The sequence below is a fragment of the Streptomyces sp. MGP-BFMKR1 genome, from assembly GCF_057766585.1.
Genome location: NZ_CM173408.1, coordinates 6845249 through 6865010, shown reverse-complemented (window position 1 = coordinate 6865010; position 19762 = coordinate 6845249). Strand labels below are relative to the sequence as shown.

Here is a 19762-nt window from a genome sequence, read left to right as displayed (position 1 = left end):
GAAGGCGCTGGGAGCGCTGAGCGCAGGCGCGTGGGGAACGGGTCGGGCCCGGGGCGGCGCCCCGGGCCCGTGGGCCGCACGCCGGCGCGCGCGGCGCGCTCGGGTGCGGTACCGGTTACGACTGCGAGCCGTGCTGCACCACGTGCGGCTGCTTCCGCTTCGGCTGTCCCATGCCGGCGGCCGACATGCCCATGCCCACGATGCCGCCGAGCACGACCACACCGAGCCCCGCCCAGAAGCCCACCGGCTTGGCCATCACGGTGAACGCACCGGAGATGCAGAAGCCGATGAAGGCGATGGTGACGCCGGTCCAGGCGGCCGGGGTGTGTCCGTGACTGGTACCCGCCATGAGTTCTCCTCGTTCGTTGTGTCGCTCCCCCCGACCGCGCCGGGCGACCAGAGGCCGCCTGAGCGGGGTTGACGGGGAGATGCCCCCGGGATCGGGGCATGGGGCTCGTGCGTCCATTGTCGCTGACGCGTTGCCGCGAGATCAGCCTGGGGTGGGCCGAGTGGGAGGCCGACGTACGGGCCGGGGCCCGCGGCCCCGCTCACCCTGGCGGCGGCCAGGGCTACGCAGGGTCGCCGGCGACCGGCGCGGCAGGATGCCGGGGCGGCTCGGCCCGGGTGCGGGCCGGCGTCGCCGGCGGGGGCTCAGCTCTCGCGGCCGGTCGGGTCCTCGCCCCGGTCCAGGGCCTTCCACAGTTCCTCGGGCCGGTCGGGGTCGGGCGCGGGCCGGCCACGGCGCGGGCGCGGGCGGTCGCCGCCGGCGCGCTCGTACCGGCCCGACATGGCGGGCCAGGCGCGGCCGTAGCCCAGCGCGAGGAGGCCGGCCAGGAAGATCAGCACGCCACCGGCGAACGCCGCCCAGGGCCAGGGCGTGTAGGTGACGCCGTGGATGGCGGTGTCGGTGATGCCGGTGGTCTCGGCGGCCTTGGCCTCCAGGGCGGCGGTGTCGTCCAGGGCCAGCAGCGAGCCGACGGCGGTGCCGGCGCCGCACAGGGCGAGGATGCCGGCGACCGCGTACCGGCCGAGCCCGCGCACCGCGAACACCGCGACCAGGGCGGCCAGGCCCACGATCGCCAGCGCCCCTGGCAGGCCGGTGATGTCCTGTCCGTCGACCGTGCGGCGCAGGTCGCCCTGGGCGAAGGCGGCGTTCCCCTCGGCCCAGGTGCGACCGGACGCGAGGAGCACCAGGGCGGCGCCGAGCGCGGCGAACAGCAGCCCGGCGGCGAGGCTGAGCTTGGTCTGCCTGCCCGCGGCGGCGCCGCGTCCGGCGCGTGCGGCGGCCTCGGCCTGGCTACGGGGCTGGGGTACGGCGGCTGTACTCACGCCTACCACTATCCCTCACCGGGTGGTGCGGCAGGTTGCGCGGGGTGGCCGGCCCCGTTCACCTGGGCCGGCGCCGCCGCGTCGGCCGCGCGGGCGAAGGGGCCACCGGCCCGCTCACGCCCGCCGCAGCCGGCCCGCCGTGCTGACGGCGCGCAGCACGGCCGCCGCCTTGTTGCGGCACTCGGTGTTCTCGGCCGCCGGGTCGGAGTCGGCGACGACGCCCGCGCCCGCCTGCACGTACGCCCGGCCGTCGCGGAGCAGGGCGGTCCGGATGGCGATGGCGGTGTCCGAGTCGCCGGCGAAGTCGAGGTAGCCGACGCACCCGCCGTACAGGCCGCGCCGGGTGGGTTCGAGCTCCTCGATGATCTGCATGGCCCGTGGCTTGGGCGCGCCGGAGAGGGTGCCGGCGGGGAAGCAGGCGGTGAGCACGTCGAAGGCGGTGCGGCCGGGGGCCAGGGTTCCGGTGACGGTGGAGACGATGTGCATGACGTGGCTGTAGCGCTCGATCGACATGAAGTCCACGACCTCCACGCTGCCCGGCTCGCACACCCGGCCCAGGTCGTTGCGCCCGAGGTCGACGAGCATCAGGTGCTCGGCCCGCTCCTTGGGGTCGGCCAGCAGTTCCTCGGCGAGCGCGGCGTCCTCCTGCGGCGTCGCCCCGCGCGGCCGGGTGCCGGCGATCGGGTGCAGCATCGCGTACCCGTCCTCGACCTTGACCAGCGCCTCCGGGCTGGAGCCCACGACGTCGAAGGCGCCGGTGCCGTTGGTGTCGGGGAAGCGGAAGAGGTACATGTACGGGCTCGGGTTGGTGGCCCGCAGCACCCGGTACACGTCGAGCGCGCTGGCCTGGCAGGGCGTCTCGAACCGCTGCGAGGGCACCACCTGGAACGCCTCGCCGGCGTGGATGCGCTCCTTGATGTCGCGCACCACGTCCATGTACGCCTCGCCGCCCCACAGCGCGGTGAACTCCGGCAGTTCGGCGGCCGGCAGCACGGTGGGGCTGGTGGGCACCGAGCGGGCCAGGTCGGCGGTCATCGCGTCGAGCCGGGCGATCGCGTCGTCGTACGCCTCGTCGACGCCGGTGGCCAGGTCGTTGTGGTTGATCGCGTTGGCGATCAGGAGCACCGTGCCGTCCCAGTGGTCGAGCACGGCGAGGTCCGAGGTGAGCAGCATCGTCAGTTCGGGCAGGCGCAGGTCGTCCCGGCCGGTGTCGCCGATCTTCTCCAGCCGGCGCACGATGTCGTAGCCGAGGTAGCCGACCATGCCGCCGGTGAACGGCGGGAGGTGGATGAGCCCGCCCAGGTCGCGGGGGGTGTGCAGGGCCTCGACGGTGGCGCGCAGGGCGGTGAGCGGGTCGCCGTCGGTGGGGACGCCGACCGGCGGGGCGCCGAGCCAGTGCGCCTGGCCGTCGCGCTCGGTGAGGGTGGCGGCGCTGCGCACGCCGATGAAGGAGTAGCGGGACCAGGAGCGGCCGTTCTCCGCGGACTCCAGGAGGAAGGTGCCGGGCCGGCCGACCCAGCCCGCCTCGTCGGCGCCACCCGCCCCGCCGGCGGGGCCGCTGGCGGCCTCGTCGGGGGAGCCCGCCAGCTTGCGGTAGAGGCCGACCGGGGTGTCGCCGTCCGCCAGCAGCCTGCGGCTGACGGGGATGACGCGGCGGTCCGCCGCCAACTTCCGGAAGGTCTCGCGGTCCATGGTGCCCGTCGCGTCCGTCATACCCGCATCGCCCGTCGTGTCGTACGCATCAACTGTCCTGGTGGTCCGCGGCCGGCCCTGGGTCTGGCCCGGGCCGGCAGCGCTCTCGCATGGGGGTGAGGCCGCCACCGGGCCCTGCCCCGGCGGCACGGCCGGGGCCCTGGTCGGTGGCTGTGCCCCGTTCGGCGTCCGGCGTTCGGCGTCCGCGCGGGAAGCCGGTGGTCGCTTCGGCAGCGGAGCCTACTGCCCGAGCGGCAGGCCGCCCGCGTCGAAGCAGGTGCGGTCGCCGGTGTGGCAGGCCGCGCCGACCTGGTCCACCTTGACCAGCAGGGTGTCGGCGTCGCAGTCCAGGGCCACGGACTTGACGTGCTGGACGTGTCCCGAGGTGTCGCCCTTGACCCAGTACTCCCGACGGCTACGGCTCCAGTAGGTGCAGCGGCCCGTGGTCAACGTGCGGTGGAGGGCTTCGTCGTCCATCCAGCCGAGCATCAACACCTCGCCGGTGTCGTACTGCTGGGCGATGGCGGGCACGAGGCCGTCGGGACTGCGCTTGAGCCGGCCCGCGATGGCGGGATCGAGGCCGCCGGCACGGTCGGCCGGGGCGCTGCCGCCGGCACGGTCGGCCGGGGCGCTGCCGCCGGCACGGTCGGCCGGGGCGCTGCCGCCGGCACGGTCGGCCGGGGCGCTGCCGCCGGCACGGTCGGCCGGGGCGCCGTCGCCGGCACGGTCGGCCGGGGCGCCGGATGGGGAATCGGGGCTGGGCATGGGCCCATTATGCCCAGCGGGCGGGGCCCGGGCGGGCCCGTTTCGCCGGCCCGGGGCGCGCGCTGGGCCGCGACGCCCCCGTGGGGTCGCACGGCCGCTCACATCGTGGACAGCCGCGCGGCCCGGACGCCTCGATCCCCGTCGATCCCCGTCGATCCCCGCGCGCGAACCCCCGCGTCGCCGCCACCTCGCACGCGCACCCCGGCACACACACTTCCCCCCGTGGACGGCCACGTTTCGGCCACATCAGCCCCGGCCGCGCCCCCACCGGACGGTCGACTTCCGGCCACCCGCGCTCCAGTTGTCCCACGGCGTTCGCCCCTCCCCCGCCGGCCCCGGGGTGAGTTGCCCCGCTGCGTGCCACTCTGGGCGTACCCTGGGCCCCGCCTGCCGCCCGGGCCGGCCCGATGGCGATGCGCGGTGGCGCATGCGGCATGCTTTCGCTATGACGTTTCCGCCGCCGAACGACCCTCATCAGCCAGGAAACCACGGCGGCTTCGGCCCGCCGCAGCAGGGTTTCGGGCCACCCGCCCAGCCCGGAGGCCCGCCGCACATGGGCGGGCCCCCCATGCCGCCCGGCGGGCAGATGCCGCCCGGCGGGTACGGCGCCTACCCGCCGCCCCCGCCCCCGCCGCCCCGGCGCAACAACACGAAGACCGCGGTCATAGCCGTGGTCTCGGTGCTCGCGGTCGCCGTCGTCGCGGGCATCGTGGTCGCCGCGACCGGCGGTGACGACAGCAAGGACGACAAGGCCAAGAACAAGCCAACCGACGGGCAGCCGAGCGCCACCGCCCCGCGCGTCCCGAGCGGCATGCCGTCGATCGAGATCCCGAAGCCGTCCGGCTCCCCGGGCCAGGGCGCCCCGGTCGGGGGCGGCACCGACACGCCCAGCAGCGGCCCGTCAGCCGACGCCTCGGAAACCCCCTCCGACCTGGTCCCCTACGTCGTGCTCAGCCCGGGCACCTGCTTCGACCACCCAGGGCTCGACACCAGCGTGAAGAAGGTCGAGAAGCGTTCGTGCAGCGGTCCGCACGACGGCGAGGTGATCTCCAACGCGACGCTGACGGGCACCTTCAGCACCGAGAAGGAGATCCAGACCAAGGCCCTGTCGCTGTGCGAGAGCGCCGCCAAGAGCCGGATGAAGACCATCCCGGCCACCAAGACGTACTACTACTACGCGCTGTACCCGTCGCAGCCGACGTACAGCATCCGTGGCCAGGACCAGGTCTCCTGCTCCCTGACGCTCAGCTCCACTCCGGACGGCCCGAAGCTGACGGAGAAGCTGCCGAAGTAGCACACCGCGGGCCGGCGGAGGGGCCCGCGCCGCGGTGACCGACGGTGGCACGGCCGCGCCGCGCGCGAGCGGCGGCGCGGCCACGCCACTCGGCCCGACAGCCGTGGCAGGGCGTGGCCACCGGCCGTAGGCTGGCGGTATGTCTACGTACGCGAAGCGTGAACGACTGCTGCTCGCCGACCTGTTGGAGGCGGCGGGTCCGCAGGCCCCCACCCTCTGCGAGGGCTGGACCACCCGCGACCTGGCCGCCCACCTGGTGGTGCGCGAGCGACGCGGTGACGCCGCGGCGGGCATCGTGCTCAAGCCCCTGGCGGCCCGGCTCGCACGGGTGCAGGACGAGTTCGCGGCGAAGCCGTACGAGGAGTTGCTCCAGCTCATCCGCACCGGCCCGCCCCGGCTCTCGCCGTTCGCCCTCAAGCAGGTGGACGAGGCCGCCAACGTCGTCGAGTTCTACGTGCACGCCGAGGACGTCCGCCGGGCCCAGCCCGACTGGACCCCGCGCTCGCTCGACCCGGTCTTCTCCGACGCCCTGTGGAGCCGCGTCGAGCGCTCGGCGCGGGCGCTGGCCCGCAAGAGCCCGGTCGGCCTCGTCGTGCGCACCCCCGACGGCCGTACGGTCGTCGCCCGCAAGGGCACCCCGGTCGTCACCGTCACCGCCGACCCCGGCGAGGCGCTGCTCTTCCTCTACGGCCGCCAGCAGGTGGCCCGCGTGACCACGGAGGGCGACGCGGACGCGGTGGCCCGCGCCCGGGAGGCGCCGCTGGGGCTGTGAGTCGGGGATGGTCGGCCCGTATCGCCACACGCCGCGTGACGCAGGGCGGGGGTGTCGATGATCAGGTGGCGGGTCGAGCCAAGGCTCCGTGCGCCGTTCCCAGGCGTACGCACGAAGGGCATGCGGTCTACCGGTCGCGCGGGACCACGGGCCGGGTGACGGGGACGATGTCGAGGAGGCCGCCCAACCCCCGGTAGTCGTCAGGGTTGGTGGTGAACAACGGCAGGTCATGGGCCATGGCCGTGGCAGCGATCATGAGGTCCGCCAGTCGACGCCGCGGCTTTCGACCAACGCTGACGACGGCCGCGCACACAATGCCGTACAAACGAGCGGTTTCCGCATCGAACGGAAGCGGGTCGAACTCGTTCTCAGTGCGTTGCAGAATGCCGAGGCGGCGGGCGCGCTCCATGTGCTCGTTGTAGTCGTCCTGCTCCCCGTCGCGTCGCACCTCGTGCGGCCCTGCGGACAGTTCAGCCAACGTGACGGCACTGATCGCCACTTCCGCCGGCAGTTCCTCGGGATCGATCCAGTCACGCAGAATGACGATGTTCGTGTCGAGCAACCCCTGTGGAAACTCAGCGGGCATACGGATCGTCCGTCTCCTGCTCCACCGCGACTTCCTGGTCCGCTCGAAACGCGTCCAGCGAGATCCTCGACGCGGTGCGGGACGTGGCCGCGAACTCCTCCCGGGGAACGAACCTTCTGCGCCGCCGCAGGGGCACCAACTCTCCGATCTGGTGCCCGTCCCGGGTAACAGTGAAGGACTGGCCGTGCTGTACGGCGTCCATGATCTCTTTGGACCGGTTCCGTAGGTCGCGTTGCGTGATCTCCGGTTGCACTGTCATGACAACCAGCATAGCGAGGTGCGGCACACGGTGCTACGCGGTAGCACCCTCGACCGTCGAGGCGTCCGCGTCCCGCCCCCGCGCGCCCCCGGCGCGCTACCGCACCGGGTGGCCCGCCTCGCGCAGCGTCCCCTTCACCTCGCCGATGGACAGGTCGCCGAAGTGGAAGACGGAGGCGGCCAGGACCGCGTCCGCGCCGGCCGTGATGGCCGGGGGGAAGTCGGCGAGCTTGCCGGCGCCACCGCTGGCGATGACGGGGACGCTGACCGCCGCGCGGACGGCCTTGATCATCGCGGTGTCGTAGCCGTCCTTCGTGCCGTCGGCGTCCATCGAGTTCAACAGGATCTCGCCGGCGCCGAGTTCGGCCGCCTGGTGGGCCCAGGCGACGGCGTCCAGGCCGGTGCCGCGGCGTCCGCCGTGGGTGGTGACCTCGTAGCCGGAGTCGGTCTCGGTGCCCTCCGGGCAGCGACGCGCGTCCACGGACAGGACCAGGACCTGGCGCCCGAACCGCTCGGCGATCTCGCGGATCAGCTCCGGGCGGGCGATGGCCGCGGTGTTGACGCCGACCTTGTCCGCGCCCGCGCGCAGCAGCTTGTCCACGTCGTCGGGGGCGCGGACGCCGCCGCCGACGGTGAGCGGGATGAAGACCTGTTCGGCGGTGCGGCGGACCACGTCGTAGGTGGTCTCGCGGTTGCCGGAGGACGCCGTGATGTCCAGGAACGTGAGTTCGTCGGCGCCCTGCTCGCCGTAGAGCCTGGCCAGTTCGACCGGGTCGCCCGCGTCCCGCAGGTTCTGGAAGTTGACGCCCTTGACGACGCGGCCGTTGTCCACGTCGAGGCAGGGGATGACTCGGACCGCGAGGGTCATGGGGTTCGTCCTTCGGTGGTGCTGGCGTGCGTGGTGCTGGCTCGCGTGGTGCTGGCCGGGCCGTCGGGGCCGGCCGGGGGCGCCGCGGTGGGGCGGAACGCCTCGAGTTCCACCTCGACCAGCACCCGCGAGTCCACGAAGCCCGAGACCACGACCAGCGTGGTGGCCGGGCGCGCGGCGTCGAAGAACTCCTTGTGGGCGCGGCTGACGGCGTCCACGTCGCGGGCGTGGGTGAGGTAGAGGCGGGTGCGTACGACGGACGTGGCGTCCAGGCCGAAGTCGGCCAGCGCGGCCAGCGCGTGCCGCAGGGCCGCCCGGGTCTGCTCGTACGGGTCGCCCTCGCCCTGGAGCACGCCGTCCACCAGCGGCATCGTCCCGGCGACGAGGACCCGGTCCCCGGCCGCCACGGCACGTGCGAAGCCGATCGTCTCTTCCCAGGGGCTCTCGCTCTGGCGCCGTTCGATCGTGCCCTGGTGCCGGGCGGGCTCGGGAGTGGTCATACGGATACGGCCTCCAACGCTTCTTCCAAGGTGAACGCCTTGGCGTAGAGCGCCTTGCCGACGATGGCACCCTCGACGCCCTCCGGTACCAGACTGGCCAGCGCGCGCAGGTCGTCAAGGGAGGAGACGCCGCCGGAGGCGACGACGGGCCGGTCGGTGGCGGCGCACACGTCCCGCAGGAGCTGCAGGTTCGGGCCCTGGAGCGTGCCGTCCTTGGCGATGTCGGTGACGACGTAGCGGGCGCAGCCCTCGGCGTCCAGCCGGGCCAGGGTGGTGAACAGGTCGCCGCCGTCGCGGGTCCAGCCCCGGCCGCGCAGCGTGGTGCCGCGTACGTCGAGGCCGACGGCGACGCGGTCGCCGTGCTCGGCGATGACCTTGGCGACCCACTCGGGGGACTCCAGGGCCGCGGTGCCGAGGTTGACCCGGGTGCAGCCGGTGGCCAGCGCGGCGGCCAGCGAGGCGTCGTCGCGGATGCCGCCGGACAGTTCGACCTTCAGCTCCATGGCCCGGGCGACCTCGGCGATCTGGTCCCGGTTGTCGCCGGTGCCGAACGCCGCGTCGAGGTCGACCAGATGCAGCCACTCGGCCCCCGCCCGCTGCCAGGTCAGCGCGGCGGCCAACGGGTCGCCGTAGGAGGTCTCGGAGCCGGACTCCCCGTGCACGAGGCGGACGGCCTGGCCGTCGCGTACGTCGACGGCGGGGAGGAGTTCGAGCTTGCTCATCTGGTGTCAGTCTTTCGGGTCAGGGACGTGCGCAGACAAGGTCGTGGAAGGCGTCCGTCGGCGGCCCCCGAGGGGGCCGCCGGGCGGCCCCTAGAGGGTGCCGAGCCAGTTGGTCAGCAGGTGCGCTCCGGCGTCGCCGGACTTCTCGGGGTGGAACTGGGTGGCGCGCAGCGGGCCGTTCTCGACCGCGGCGACGAACGGTTCGCCGTGCGTGGTCCAGGTGACCTGGGGCGCGCGCATCGCCGGGTTGGCGACCTCGAGCGACCACTCGCGGACCGCGTAGGAGTGCACGAAGTAGAACCGGGCGTCCGCGTCCAGGCCGGCGAAGAGCGCGGAGTCCTCGGCGGGGGTGACCGTGTTCCAGCCCATGTGCGGTACGACAGGTGCCTTCAGCGGCTCCACCGTGCCCGGCCACTCGTCCAGGCCCTCCGTCTCCACGCCGTGCTCGATGCCGCGCTCGAAGAGGATCTGCATGCCGACGCAGATGCCGAGCACGGGCCGGGAGCCGGCGAGCCGGCGGCCGACGATCCAGTCGCCGCGCGCGGCCCGCAGTCCCCGCATGCAGGCGGCGAAGGCGCCGACGCCGGGGACCAGCAGGCCGTCGGCCGTCATGGCCCGCTCGTAGTCGCTGGTGATCTCCACGTCGGCCCCGACGTGGGCCAGCGCGCGCTCGGCGGAGCGCACGTTGCCGAAGCCGTAGTCGAAGACGACCACCGAGGGCTTGCGTCCACTCATCAGTACAACCCATCAATCCGCAGGACGCCGGCGACCAGGCACAACGCGGCGCTGATGCCGAGCAGCACGATCACGCCCCTGGGCATCCCCTGCTTGGCGAAGGAGATGACGCCGCCGAGCAGGAAGAGCCCGACGACGATGAGGACGGTGGAGAGGCCGTTCACAGGTTCCTTCCGGGGGTGGTCGGCGCGGGCCGGGCCGCGGGGCGCGCGGCGGGCGTCGCCGGGTACGGGGCGGCCGTGCGGCGGCTCACAGCGCGCCCTTGGTGGAGGGCAGGATGCCGGCCGCGCGCGGGTCGCGCTCGCTCGCGTACCGCAGCGCCCGGGCCAGCGCCTTGAACTGGCACTCGACGATGTGGTGCGCGTTGCGCCCGTACGGCACGTGCACGTGCAGCGCGATCTGGGCCTGCGCGACGAAGGACTCCAGGATGTGCCGGGTCATCGTCGTGTCGTAGCTGCCGATCATCGGGGCGATGTTCTCGGGCTCGGTGTGCACCAGGTACGGGCGGCCCGACAGGTCCACGGTGACCTGGGCCAGCGACTCGTCCAGCGGGACCGTGCAGTTGCCGAACCGGTAGATGCCGACCTTGTCGCCGAGGGCCTGCCGGAACGCGGCACCCAGCGCGAGGGCGGTGTCCTCGATCGTGTGGTGCGTGTCGATGTGCAGGTCGCCCTCGGTCCTGACGGTGAGGTCGAAGAGGCCGTGCCGGCCGAGCTGGTCGAGCATGTGGTCGTAGAAGCCGACCCCGGTGGAGATCTCGGTCCGCCCGGTGCCGTCCAGGTCGATCTCGACCAGGACGGAGGTCTCCTTGGTGGCGCGCTCCACGCGTCCTACGCGGGTCATCACTCGTTCTCCTTCAGTACCGCCCGGACCGCGTCCAGGAACGCGTCGTTCTCCGCCGGTGTCCCGGCGCTCACCCGCAGCCAGCCCGGCACGCCGTTGTCGCGGACCAGCACGCCGTGGTCGAGGATCGCCCGCCACATGCCGTGCGAGTCGGCGGCCGGGTCGCCCCAGCGGCCGGTGAGGGCCGTGGGGATGCCGAACTGCACGAAGTTGGCGTCCGAGTCCGTGACCGGGCAGCCGATGGCGCGCAGCTCGGTCACCAGCCGGTCCCGCTCGGCCTTGAGCTGCTCGACGTACCCGAGCAGCGTATCGGTGTGGTCGAGGGCGGCCAGCGCGGTGGCCTGGGTGACGGCGGACAGGTGGTAGGGCAGCCGCACCAACTGCACGGCGTCCACCACGGCCGGGTCGGCGGCCAGGTAGCCCAGGCGCAGCCCGGCCGCGCCGAACGCCTTGGACATGGTGCGGCTGAGCACCAGCCGTGGCCGGCCGGCGATCAGCGGCAGCAGCGAGGGCTGGTGGCTGAACTCGCCGTACGCCTCGTCGATCACCACCAGGGCGCCCCGCTCGCGCGCGGCCTGCGCCGCCTCGTACAGGGCGAGCACGGTGTCCGCGGCCACGGCGGTGCCGGTCGGGTTGTTCGGCGAGCAGACGAAGACCACGTGCGGGCGCAGCCGGGCGATCTCGGCGGTGGCGGCGGCCACGTCGATGGTGAAATCCTCGCGCCTGGGCCCGGAGACCCAGCCGGTGCCGGTGCCGCGCGCGATCAGGGCGTGCATCGAGTACGAGGGGTCGAAGCCGATCGCGGTGCGGCCCGGTCCGCCGAAGGTCTGCAGGAGCTGCTGGAGGATCTCGTTGGAGCCGTTGGCCGCCCACACGCCGGCCGTCTCCACCCGGTGGCCCGCGGTGCGGGTCAGGTAGGCGGCGAGGGCGGTGCGCAGCTCGACCGCGTCCCGGTCGGGGTAGCGGTTGAGGTTCCGGGCGGCCTCGGCGACGCGCCGGGCGATGTCGGCCACCAGCTCGTCGGGGAGCGGGTAGGGGTTCTCGTTGGTGTTCAGCCGCACCGGGACGTCGAGCTGCGGCGCCCCGTAGGGGCTCTTGCCGCGCAGTTCGTCCCGGACGGGCAGGTCGTCGATGCCGCTCACGTGGTGATCTCCGGTACCTTCCAGCCGAACCTGGCCTTGATCGCCGCGCCGTGCGCCGGCAGGTCCTCCGCCTCGGCGAGGGTCACCACGTGGCGGGCGACGTCGGCGAGCGCGTCCCGCGTGTAGTCCACGATGTGGATGCCGCGCAGGAAGGACTGGACGGACAGGCCCGACGAGTGGCAGGCGCAGCCGCCGGTGGGCAGCACGTGGTTGGAGCCGGCGCAGTAGTCGCCGAGCGAGACGGGCGCGTACGGGCCGACGAAGATCGCCCCGGCGTTGCGCACCCGCTCGGCGAGGGCGGCGGCGTCCCGGGTCTGGATCTCCAGGTGCTCGGCGCCGTACGCGTCGACGACCCGCAGCCCCTCCTCGACGCCGTCCACCAGGACGAGCGCGGACTGCCTGCCGGCCAGCGCCGGTGCGATCCGGTCCTCGACGTGCTTGCTGGCCGCGACCTGGGTGGCCAGCTCCTTCTCGACCGCGTCGGCCAGCCGGGCGGAGTCGGTGACCAGCACGGCGGCGGCGAGCGGGTCGTGCTCGGCCTGGCTGATCAGGTCGGCGGCGACGTGCTCGGCGTCGGCGCTGTCGTCCGCGAGGATGGCGATCTCGGTCGGGCCGGCCTCGGTGTCGATGCCGATCCGGCCGGTGAAGTAGCGCTTGGCGGCGGCGACCCAGATGTTGCCGGGCCCGGTGACCATGTTCGCGGGGGCGCAGGACCGCGTGCCGTAGGCGAACATGGCGACGGCCTGGGCGCCGCCGGCCGCGTACACCTCGCGCACGCCGAGCAGCGCGCAGGCGGCGAGGATCGTCGGGTGCGGCAGACCGCCGAACTCCGCCTGGGGCGGCGAGGCCAGCGCGATGGAGGTGACGCCGGCCTCCTGCGCCGGGACCGCGTTCATGATCACGGAGGACGGGTAGACGGAGCGGCCACCGGGCGCGTACAGCCCGACCCGCTCGACCGGCACCCACTTCTCGGTGACGCTGCCGCCGGGCACGACCTGGACGCGGTGCGGGTCGCGGCGCTGTTCGCGGTGGACGAGGCGGGCCCGTCGGATGGACTCCTCCAGGGCCGCGCGCACCTGCGGGTCGAGGTCGGCCAGGGCCTGGTCGAGCGCCTCGTCGGGCACCCGCACGCGCTCAAGGCGCACGCCGTCGAAGCGTTGGGCCAGCTCGATCAGCGCCGCGTCGCCGCGATGACGCACGTCTTCGCACAGGGGCCGCACCTTCTCCAGGGCGGCCGACACGTCGAAGTCGGCTCGGGGCAGCAACGCGCGCAGGGCGGCGCCCTCGGGGAGGGCGGCGCCGCGCAGATCGATTCGGGAGATCACGCGGTCAATTGTCTCAGACGTGTCCCGAGCGCCGTCGCGGCGTACCAAACGCTGATACGCGCCCCCTAGGTTGGCCCTGACCTGTGGTGTTCAACCGGTCACGGAACGGGCATGGGACCCGTACACACGTACGGGCGCGGAAGGAGCGGCAGCGGTGACGGAACCACATGAGGGGGACCCGCCCGACGGGCTGGACCTGACTCCCGCCGAGTGGGGCATGTGGCAGGCGTTCCGCACCGGCAGCACCTTCGACCTGCGCTCCCCCAACCAGCACCGCAACGACCCGACCGGCCCGCACGCCTGGGGCCCCGAGCGCAGCGTGCGGGCCCGGGTGCTGGCGATGCTGCTGCTCGAGCCGCCGCCGGCACAGCCGGGCCGGGTCGCCGCGCTCAAGCTCAACGGCGCGTACGTGACCGGCACCCTGGAGCTGTCCGGCGGCACCATCGCCCCCTTCGTCGAGCTGCGCAACTGCCGCTTCGAGCAGGAGGTCCTGCTGCCGGAGAGCCGGTTCACCACGCTGCGCCTGGTCGGCTGCGCCATCCCCCGCATCGAGGCCGCCCGGCTGCACACCGAGGGCGACCTGCACCTGCCGCGCTGCACGGTGGACCGCGGCATCCGGCTGACCGACGCGCAGATAGGCACGGACCTGCTGCTCAACCAGCTCGTGGTGCGCAAGGACCGGTTCGGCAGGTCGATCACCGCGGACGGGCTCAGCGTCGCCCAGGACTTCCAGGCCGAACTGATCGAGTCCTACGGCGAGTTGACCATGCGCGGCGCGCACATCGGCGTCTCGCTCAGCCTGCGCGGCAGCAAGCTGCGCAACCCGTACGGCCGCCGCGCGCTCAACGCCCCGCAGCTCAGCGTGGAGCGCACGCTGTACCTGACGCCCGCGGGGGTCACCGGCTCCCCGTTCTCGACCGGCACCACCCCGCCGTACGGCACGACGCTGCCGCCGGCCGGGGGCCCGCGCACCCAGCGCTTCGAGTGCGAGGGCGGGGTGCGCCTGGACGACGGCCGGTTCGGCGACGCGGTCGACTTCGACCAGGCGCGCTTCACCATGGCCAGCGACCAGGAGCTGTCGATGCGCCGGGTGCAGACGCCGGAGCTGCGGTTCCTGTGCGAGCGGCAGCAGAGCGGGCGGGTCGTGCTGTCCGGCGCGAAGGTGGTCAACCTGGTCGACAAGTCCACGAGCTGGCCGGGGCCCGGCGGCCTGGCGATGGCGGGGTTCGGCTACGAGTCGCTGATCCCGCGCGGCCACTTCCCGCTCACCCGGCGCCTTGAATGGGTGGCGGCGGCCACCCCGGAGTACGCGCCGGAGCCGTACGAGATGCTGGCCACCGCGTTGCGGGACAGCGGCGAGGAGGAGTTCGCCCGCGAGGTGCTGCTCGCCAAGCAGCGCCGCCGCCGCGAGACGCTGCCGCTGGCCGGCAAGGCGTGGGGCTACCTGCAGGACTGGATGGTGGCCTACGGCTACCGGCCGGGCCGGGCGGCGGTGTGGATCGCGCTGCTGTGGGCGGTCGGCGCGGTCTTCTTCTCCCGCCACCGGCCCGAGCCGGTCAAGGAGGGCGAGGGCCCGGAGTGGAACGCGGCGCTGTACACGCTGGACGTGTTGTTACCGGTGATCGACCTCGGCCAGGCCAACTACTGGACGCCGAACGGGACGGCCCAGTGGGTGACGGCCGTGCTCGTCCTCCTCGGCTGGGTGCTGGCCACGACGGTCGCGGCCGGCGCCTCGCGCCTGCTGCGCCGCAACTGACCGGCCGCGCACCGGGCTCCCGGCGCCCCGGCGCGCGGCGGTGCGCGCCCCCTGTGGTGGGCCCCGCCCGGGCGCGTTCGGGCCCGCCGTGTCACGCCGCGATCGGCACAGCCGGGGCGGGCCATTAGGCTTACCCGTCGTGACTGCCGCCCGCCTGCCGCTCTTCCCGCTGAACACCGTGCTGTTTCCCGGGCTCGTGCTGCCGCTCAACATCTTCGAGCAGCGCTACCGCGCCCTGATGCGCGACCTCGCGGCCCTGCCGTCGGACGAGCCGCGCAACTTCGCCGTCGTCGCCATCCGCGACGGCCGCGAGGTCGCGCCGACGGCCCCCGGCCTACCCGACCCGACCGCCGAGCCGGAGCTGGGGGCGGCGGCCGGGTTCGGTGACGACCCGATGCGCGCCCTGCACACGGTGGGCTGTATCGCGGACGCGGCCACCATCCGCGAGCAGGAGGACGGCACGTACGAGGCGGTCGCCACCGGCACCACCCGCTTCAAGCTGCTGTCCGTCGACGCCTCGGGCCCCTACCTGACGGCCGAGGTCGAGCCGCTGGAGGAGAGCGCGGGCGACGGTGCCGGTGCGCTGGCCTCCGGGGTCATCCGGGCGTTCCGCACGTACCAGAAGCGGCTCGCCGGGGCGCGTGAGCGCTCGGTCGCCACCTCCCAGGACCTGCCGGACGAGCCGTCGGTGCTGTCCTACCTGGTGGCCGCCGCCGCGGTGCTCGACGTGCCGGCCAAGCAGCGGCTGCTGCAGGCCCCGGACACGGCCAGCCGGCTGGCGGAGGAGCTGAAACTGCTGCGCGCCGAGGCCGCGGTGATCGGTAAGCTCCCGTCCCTGCCCATGGTCGACCTGACCCGGCGCCCCACCAGCCCCAACTGACCCACGCGGTAGCACGGGCCGGCCCGGTGGGCCCGTACGGCGACCGAACGCCCCGACCCAGCGGGAGAGCGCCCTCGTGGGAAAGAAGTCGCAAACCGGCACGAAGGCGGCGAAGGCCAGGAAGCAGCCGTCCGGTGGCACCCCGGCCACCGTCGCCCTCGCCGACGCCGGTGTCGAGTTCACGCTGCACTCGTACGTACACGACCCGAACGACCCCGCCTACACCTCGTACGGCGAAGAGGCGGCCCGGGCCCTCGGAGTCGCGCCGGAACAGGTCTTCAAGACGCTGGTGGCGGACGTGGACGGGGCGCTGACCGTGGCCGTCGTGCCGGTCTCGGGCTCGCTCGACCTCAAGGCGCTGGCCGCCGCGGTGGGCGGCAAGCGGGCCGCGATGGCCGACCCGGCCGCCGCCGAGCGGGCCACCGGGTACGTGCGGGGCGGCATCTCGCCGCTGGGCCAGCGCAGGCGGCTGCGGACGGCCATCGACGCCTCGGCCGCCGAGCACGCCACGGTGTGCGTGTCGGCGGGCCGACGCGGCCTTGAGGTCGAACTCTCCCCCACCGACCTCGCGACCCTCACCGACGCGGTGCTGGCCCCGATCGCCCGCGCCTGAGCCCCGGCAGCGCCCGCCCCCTGGACGGCGGCCGGCCCCCGCGCTACGACAGGCGGTGCGGGCCGCCGTTCGCGCGCCCCGCACCCGGGAGGTCGCTCATGTCCAAGCGCACCCGCAAGCGCCGCTGGCGGCTACGGAAGACCAAGGCGAACCACGGCCGCCGCCCGGCCTGACCGCACCACGCACGAGGGCGGGACCGGCCCGCCGGTCCCGCCCTGCCCTCTTCACGTCTCGCGCGTGGCTCCCGCCCGTAGGCCGCCCTCGCACGCGTTCCCGTACGGGTCCTCGCACCGGGTCGTACGACGTGACCCGCGCGCCGGTCGGCTACCGGCCCTCCGCGGGCGGGCCCGACGTGCCGGGCGGTTGCCGGGTGGACGCGCCGTGGCCGGGCTCGGGCTGTCCCTGCGGCTGCCCCGGCCCCTTGTCGAGTCCCCGGCCCGCGGCCGGTCCTGGCGGGTTCTCGTCGGCCTGGTGCGGGGTGGTGGCGGGCTGGCCCGTGGCGTACGGCAGGTCGTCGGGCTCGGGATCGCGGGGGCCGAACAGGCCGGTGAGGATGAGCTGCGTGACCATCGCGGCCACCGGCCAGGCCAGCAGCGCGCCCTTGGCGCCCAGTTCCAGCGGGCCGTCGAAGGTCACCCGCTCGCCGGCCTCGCGCGCGCTGGCGGCGATGTCCGTGTCGGGGCCGAGGAAGACCCCGAACCGCCAGCCGAGCCACGAGCCGAGCAGGCCGCCGAGGGCGAGGGCGAGCACCACCGGCACGCCGGCCGCGCGGCGGAAGCAGAAGACGACCGCCGCCGTCACCAGGCCCGCGCCCAGGCCGATCAGCACGAAGGTGCCGTCGGCGCCGATCGCCTCCTCGCTCTCGGAGTTCTTCGGGTAGACCGCGTTGCCGATGAGGACCATCTGCACGCGCGGCGCCAGCCACACCCACAACACCCCGAGCAGCGCCCCGGCGGCGGTGAGGGCGCCGGTGATCACGGCCGCGTCCCGCAGCTCCGCGCGCAGGCCGGGTCCCGCACCGTGCCGCCCGGCACCGTGCGCGGCGTCGGCGGGGGTCGGGTACGCCGGGTGGGGCTGTGCGCCGGAGCCCGGCGCGGGGGGTTCAGATGGTTGGTCTGAGGGTGTCAACGGTGCGGTCACTCCGTCATCGTGCCAGGTGGGCGGGGGGTGTGCGGCGGCAGGCGGCGTGCTGGGCCCATGTCACCGCACCGCGGCCCTGCGGTAGGCCCAGGTGGCGGCGGCCAGCGAGATGACCCCGACCGCCGCGCACACGCCGAGGTTCACCCCGACGGCCAGCCAGTCGGGGTGCGCGTCGAAGGAGCGGGTCAGCGCCTCCACGCCGTAGGTGGAGGGCAGGAGGTCGCGCGCGTACGCCACCAGCGCGGGCATCCGCTCGACCGGCAGCACGCCGAGCAGCAGGGCCGCGGACATGCCGAGCTGTCCGCAGAGCGTGGCCAGCTCGGGGCGCGGCGCGAGCAGCCCGAGGACCGCGCCGAGGCCGGCGAGCGCGGCGCCGGCCAGCGGGATCACCGCGAGCAGCACCCACAGGTGGGTCATCGGCAGCCCGAACAACACGCTGCCGGCGACGGCCGTGACGATGGTGCCGGGCACGGTGAAGGAGGCGTACGCGCCGGCCGCGCCGAGCACCACGGCCGCCGGTGGCACCGGCAGCGTCGCGTAGTGGTCGAGGCCGCCGCTGGCGCGCAGCGCTCCGAAGTACTGGGCGAGCAGGTTGAGCGCGACGAAGGCGACGACCAGGACGCTGGCCCCGGAGACCACGGCGCGCGCCTCGCTCCCGCCGTCCACGACGCCGCGCATCAGGATCATGATGCCGATGGACTGGAAGGTGGCCACGAACAGCAGCGGGATGCGTGCCACCCGGGCCCGCGAGAGCTGGGCCCGGTACACGGCGGCCAGCGAGGGCAGCAGCCGCGCCCGCGCCGCGAGCGGGGCCGGCTCCCGGACGCCGACCGCGTCCTCAAGGTTCTGGGAGTTCTGGGCGTTCTGGCCGTCTTGCGCACCCTCGCTCGGCGCGGCGGCGGCACGGGCGGGCACGGCCGCCGCGGACACGGCACTCACGTTGTGCTGCTCCTCTTCCGTACGAGCTGACCTGCCACGGCGCCACGCGCGGCCCCGCGGCCCCGATCGCTGCGGCGTCCCCCGCAACATGTCATGCGACCTGCCTCCCGGTCCGCCGCCCGGCCCCGTTCGTTCCCTGTCCCGCCGTACCGTGCCCCGGTGGGTCGTGCCCCGCGGCGGGTGGGCCGCGCTCCCGGTCGCGCGCCCGCGCTCCGCCGGCGCGGACCCGAGCCGGTGCCGGCGCCCGGCGCGCGGTCGCGGCCCCCGGCCGAGGGGCCGCTGTCCGCGCCGGCTCCGGCCGCCCGGCCCACCAGCGTACGAGGCGCCCGCGCGGGCCGGGCAACCGCCCGCGCGTCGCCGCCGCGCCGGGGCCGGCCGACGCCGGCGCGGCCCGGGTGGGCGCGCGGGCCCGCCGGGCGCCGGGCGCTCGGTGCGCGGCTCACGCCTTCACCAGCCCGTCGGGGCCCTCGGCTCGCCCGCCCAGGGCCAGGTACACGTCCTCCAGGCTGGGCGTGGCCAGGGTGAAGTCGTCGAGGGCGGCGAAGGCCGGGCCGCCGGTCACCGCGGCGATCACCGCGCGCGCCTCGTCGGGCGCCAGCCGCAGCGTCCAGCGCCGCCCGGTCGGGCGGGCCACGTCCTTGAGGGCCGCGACCTCGGGCACGTCCAACGGCGGCTGGTCGCGCCACACCAGGTCGACCCGCACGTCGCCGGCGACGAGCGCCTTGAGGCCCGACGGCGTGTCGCAGGCGATGACCCGGCCGTTGTCCATCACCGCCACCCGGTCCAGGACCGTCTCGGCCTCGATGACGTTGTGCGTGACCAGCAGCACGGTGGTGCCGCTCGCGGCCCGCCGGCGGTCGATGGCCGCCCACACGGCGCGCCGCGCGATGGGGTCCATGCCGGTGGTCGGCTCGTCGAGCACCAGCATGGGGCGCTCGCCGACCAGCGCGGCGGCCACGCACGCCAGCCGGCGCTGGCCGCCGGAGAGCTTCTTGATGGCCCGGCCCGCGATGGGGGCCAGGCCGAGTTCGTCCAGTACCGCGTCCCGCTCTGCGCGCGCCCGGCGCGCGTCCAGGCCGCGCAGCCGCCCCGTCGTCTCGGCGGCGAGCGCCACGGTCAGATCGTCCAGGGCGGTGGACTCCTGCCCCAGGTAGCCGACGAGGCGCGAGGCCCGGTCGGGATGGCGCACCAGGTCGTGGCCGAGCAGGTCGACGCTGCCCTCGTCGGGCCGCAGCAGCCCGGTGAGCTGGCGGACCAGGGTGGACTTGCCGGCGCCGTTGGGCCCGAGCAGTCCGAAGATCTCGCCGCGCCGCACGTCCAGGTCGATGCCGTCACTGGCGCGGATGGCGGGCCCCTGCGGGACACCGCGTCGGGCCCGGGCGCCGGGGTACGTCTTGACGAGGCCGCGGACCACGCACACCGCGCCGCCGCCCGCTCCCTTGGTCCCGGAGTCGCGCTCCGGCTGCTTCGCGCCCGTCCTCACGAGCTACGAGGGTACGCGCCCCGCCCCCGCCGCCCTGCTCCGGGGCGGCTCCCTCGGCCTCGCGGGACGCCCGCGCGGTGGCCCGAATCGGCCGTGGTCAGCTCCGCGCGGCGGGCGCCA

At 74.7% G+C, this 19762-nt stretch carries 22 protein-coding genes and 1 pseudogene; 6 read left to right on the top strand and 17 right to left on the bottom strand.

The features are described from left to right. Nucleotides 1-115 precede the first annotated feature (115 nt). The 4 genes from AC3CHW_RS27520 to hisI all read right to left on the bottom strand — a co-directional run bounded on the left by AC3CHW_RS27520 (nucleotide 116) and on the right by hisI (nucleotide 3588). Nucleotides 116-349, bottom strand: coding sequence for an HGxxPAAW family protein (locus AC3CHW_RS27520; protein ID WP_176161110.1), 234 nt, complete (start codon nucleotides 347-349; stop codon nucleotides 116-118). A 302-nt stretch (nucleotides 350-651) separates the two neighbouring features. Continuing rightward, on the bottom strand, nucleotides 652-1329 hold the full coding sequence (locus tag AC3CHW_RS27515) for a TIGR02234 family membrane protein (protein ID WP_398609777.1): 678 nt from the start codon (nucleotides 1327-1329) through the stop codon (nucleotides 652-654). Nucleotides 1330-1443: 114 nt separating this feature from the next. Next, complete coding sequence (locus AC3CHW_RS27510) at nucleotides 1444-3021, bottom strand: anthranilate synthase component I (RefSeq protein ID WP_488471186.1); 1578 nt, start codon at nucleotides 3019-3021, stop codon at nucleotides 1444-1446. A 240-nt stretch (nucleotides 3022-3261) separates the two neighbouring features. Then, complete coding sequence (hisI, locus tag AC3CHW_RS27505; protein WP_488471185.1) at nucleotides 3262-3588, bottom strand: phosphoribosyl-AMP cyclohydrolase; 327 nt, start codon at nucleotides 3586-3588, stop codon at nucleotides 3262-3264. A gap of 643 nt (nucleotides 3589-4231) precedes the next feature. Between hisI and AC3CHW_RS27500 the strand changes: the two genes are divergently transcribed. Together AC3CHW_RS27500 and AC3CHW_RS27495 are read left to right on the top strand one after the other, a co-directional pair. Continuing rightward, nucleotides 4232-5080 (top strand): hypothetical protein, encoded by an 849-nt coding sequence (locus AC3CHW_RS27500; RefSeq protein WP_232543973.1) that lies wholly within the window; start codon nucleotides 4232-4234, stop codon nucleotides 5078-5080. A 139-nt stretch (nucleotides 5081-5219) separates the two neighbouring features. After that, complete coding sequence (locus AC3CHW_RS27495) at nucleotides 5220-5852, top strand: TIGR03085 family metal-binding protein (protein WP_488468240.1); 633 nt, start codon at nucleotides 5220-5222, stop codon at nucleotides 5850-5852. Between the two features lie 127 nt (nucleotides 5853-5979). On the opposite strand, the gene AC3CHW_RS27490 is transcribed toward AC3CHW_RS27495, so the two are convergent. From AC3CHW_RS27490 to hisD, 10 genes and pseudogenes are all read right to left on the bottom strand, one after another. Then, nucleotides 5980-6438: a type II toxin-antitoxin system VapC family toxin gene (locus AC3CHW_RS27490; RefSeq protein ID WP_359328074.1), complete on the bottom strand. Its 459-nt coding sequence runs from the start codon at nucleotides 6436-6438 to the stop codon at nucleotides 5980-5982. Continuing rightward, complete coding sequence (locus AC3CHW_RS27485; RefSeq protein ID WP_359328071.1) at nucleotides 6428-6697, bottom strand: type II toxin-antitoxin system prevent-host-death family antitoxin; 270 nt, start codon at nucleotides 6695-6697, stop codon at nucleotides 6428-6430. The genes AC3CHW_RS27490 and AC3CHW_RS27485 overlap by 11 nt, the downstream gene beginning before the upstream one ends. A gap of 96 nt (nucleotides 6698-6793) precedes the next feature. After that, nucleotides 6794-7564: an imidazole glycerol phosphate synthase subunit HisF gene (gene hisF, locus AC3CHW_RS27480; RefSeq protein ID WP_187065024.1), complete on the bottom strand. Its 771-nt coding sequence runs from the start codon at nucleotides 7562-7564 to the stop codon at nucleotides 6794-6796. A gap of 83 nt (nucleotides 7565-7647) precedes the next feature. Then, a pseudogene (locus tag AC3CHW_RS27475) lies at nucleotides 7648-8064 on the bottom strand (Rid family hydrolase); the annotation flags it as partial. After that, entirely contained in the window at nucleotides 8061-8786 is a 726-nt protein-coding gene (priA, locus tag AC3CHW_RS27470) for a bifunctional 1-(5-phosphoribosyl)-5-((5-phosphoribosylamino)methylideneamino)imidazole-4-carboxamide isomerase/phosphoribosylanthranilate isomerase PriA (protein ID WP_387602853.1), read from the bottom strand. The pseudogene AC3CHW_RS27475 and the gene priA, both read right to left, overlap by 4 nt. Before the next feature lie 90 nt (nucleotides 8787-8876). Continuing rightward, nucleotides 8877-9521 carry an imidazole glycerol phosphate synthase subunit HisH gene (gene hisH, locus AC3CHW_RS27465; protein WP_488468239.1) on the bottom strand — a complete coding sequence of 215 codons (645 nt, stop codon included), beginning with the start codon at nucleotides 9519-9521 and terminating at the stop codon, nucleotides 8877-8879. Further along, nucleotides 9521-9685 (bottom strand): hypothetical protein, encoded by a 165-nt coding sequence (locus AC3CHW_RS27460; RefSeq protein WP_187065020.1) that lies wholly within the window; start codon nucleotides 9683-9685, stop codon nucleotides 9521-9523. The genes hisH and AC3CHW_RS27460 overlap by 1 nt, the downstream gene beginning before the upstream one ends. Before the next feature lie 85 nt (nucleotides 9686-9770). Then, a complete protein-coding gene (gene hisB / locus AC3CHW_RS27455; RefSeq protein WP_187065019.1) occupies nucleotides 9771-10364 on the bottom strand; it encodes an imidazoleglycerol-phosphate dehydratase HisB in 594 nt (197 codons plus the stop codon). Beyond that, a complete protein-coding gene (locus tag AC3CHW_RS27450; RefSeq protein WP_187086122.1) occupies nucleotides 10364-11506 on the bottom strand; it encodes a histidinol-phosphate transaminase in 1143 nt (380 codons plus the stop codon). Before AC3CHW_RS27450 ends, hisB begins: the two co-directional genes overlap by 1 nt. Further along, entirely contained in the window at nucleotides 11503-12831 is a 1329-nt protein-coding gene (gene hisD, locus AC3CHW_RS27445) for a histidinol dehydrogenase (RefSeq protein ID WP_488468238.1), read from the bottom strand. The genes AC3CHW_RS27450 and hisD overlap by 4 nt, the downstream gene beginning before the upstream one ends. A gap of 154 nt (nucleotides 12832-12985) precedes the next feature. On the opposite strand from hisD, the gene AC3CHW_RS27440 reads away from it, so the two are divergent. From AC3CHW_RS27440 to AC3CHW_RS27425, 4 genes are all read left to right on the top strand, one after another. Beyond that, complete coding sequence (locus AC3CHW_RS27440; RefSeq protein ID WP_459247033.1) at nucleotides 12986-14587, top strand: oxidoreductase; 1602 nt, start codon at nucleotides 12986-12988, stop codon at nucleotides 14585-14587. Between the two features lie 139 nt (nucleotides 14588-14726). Beyond that, entirely contained in the window at nucleotides 14727-15467 is a 741-nt protein-coding gene (locus AC3CHW_RS27435) for an LON peptidase substrate-binding domain-containing protein (RefSeq protein WP_176161125.1), read from the top strand. Nucleotides 15468-15543: 76 nt separating this feature from the next. After that, a complete protein-coding gene (gene ybaK, locus AC3CHW_RS27430; protein WP_459247032.1) occupies nucleotides 15544-16080 on the top strand; it encodes a Cys-tRNA(Pro) deacylase in 537 nt (178 codons plus the stop codon). A 98-nt stretch (nucleotides 16081-16178) separates the two neighbouring features. Further along, nucleotides 16179-16253: a 50S ribosomal protein bL37 gene (locus AC3CHW_RS27425; protein WP_468064039.1), complete on the top strand. Its 75-nt coding sequence runs from the start codon at nucleotides 16179-16181 to the stop codon at nucleotides 16251-16253. Between the two features lie 151 nt (nucleotides 16254-16404). Here AC3CHW_RS27425 and AC3CHW_RS27420 read toward each other — a convergent pair whose 3' ends face one another. The 3 genes from AC3CHW_RS27420 to AC3CHW_RS27410 all read right to left on the bottom strand — a co-directional run bounded on the left by AC3CHW_RS27420 (nucleotide 16405) and on the right by AC3CHW_RS27410 (nucleotide 19579). Then, nucleotides 16405-17220 (bottom strand): hypothetical protein, encoded by an 816-nt coding sequence (locus AC3CHW_RS27420; RefSeq protein ID WP_488468237.1) that lies wholly within the window; start codon nucleotides 17218-17220, stop codon nucleotides 16405-16407. Between the two features lie 60 nt (nucleotides 17221-17280). Next, a complete protein-coding gene (locus AC3CHW_RS27415; RefSeq protein ID WP_488468236.1) occupies nucleotides 17281-18159 on the bottom strand; it encodes an ABC transporter permease in 879 nt (292 codons plus the stop codon). A gap of 439 nt (nucleotides 18160-18598) precedes the next feature. Then, nucleotides 18599-19579, bottom strand: a complete 981-nt coding sequence (locus tag AC3CHW_RS27410) for an ABC transporter ATP-binding protein (RefSeq protein ID WP_398609915.1) — start codon at nucleotides 19577-19579, stop codon at nucleotides 18599-18601. Between the last annotated feature and the right edge of the window lie 183 nt (nucleotides 19580-19762).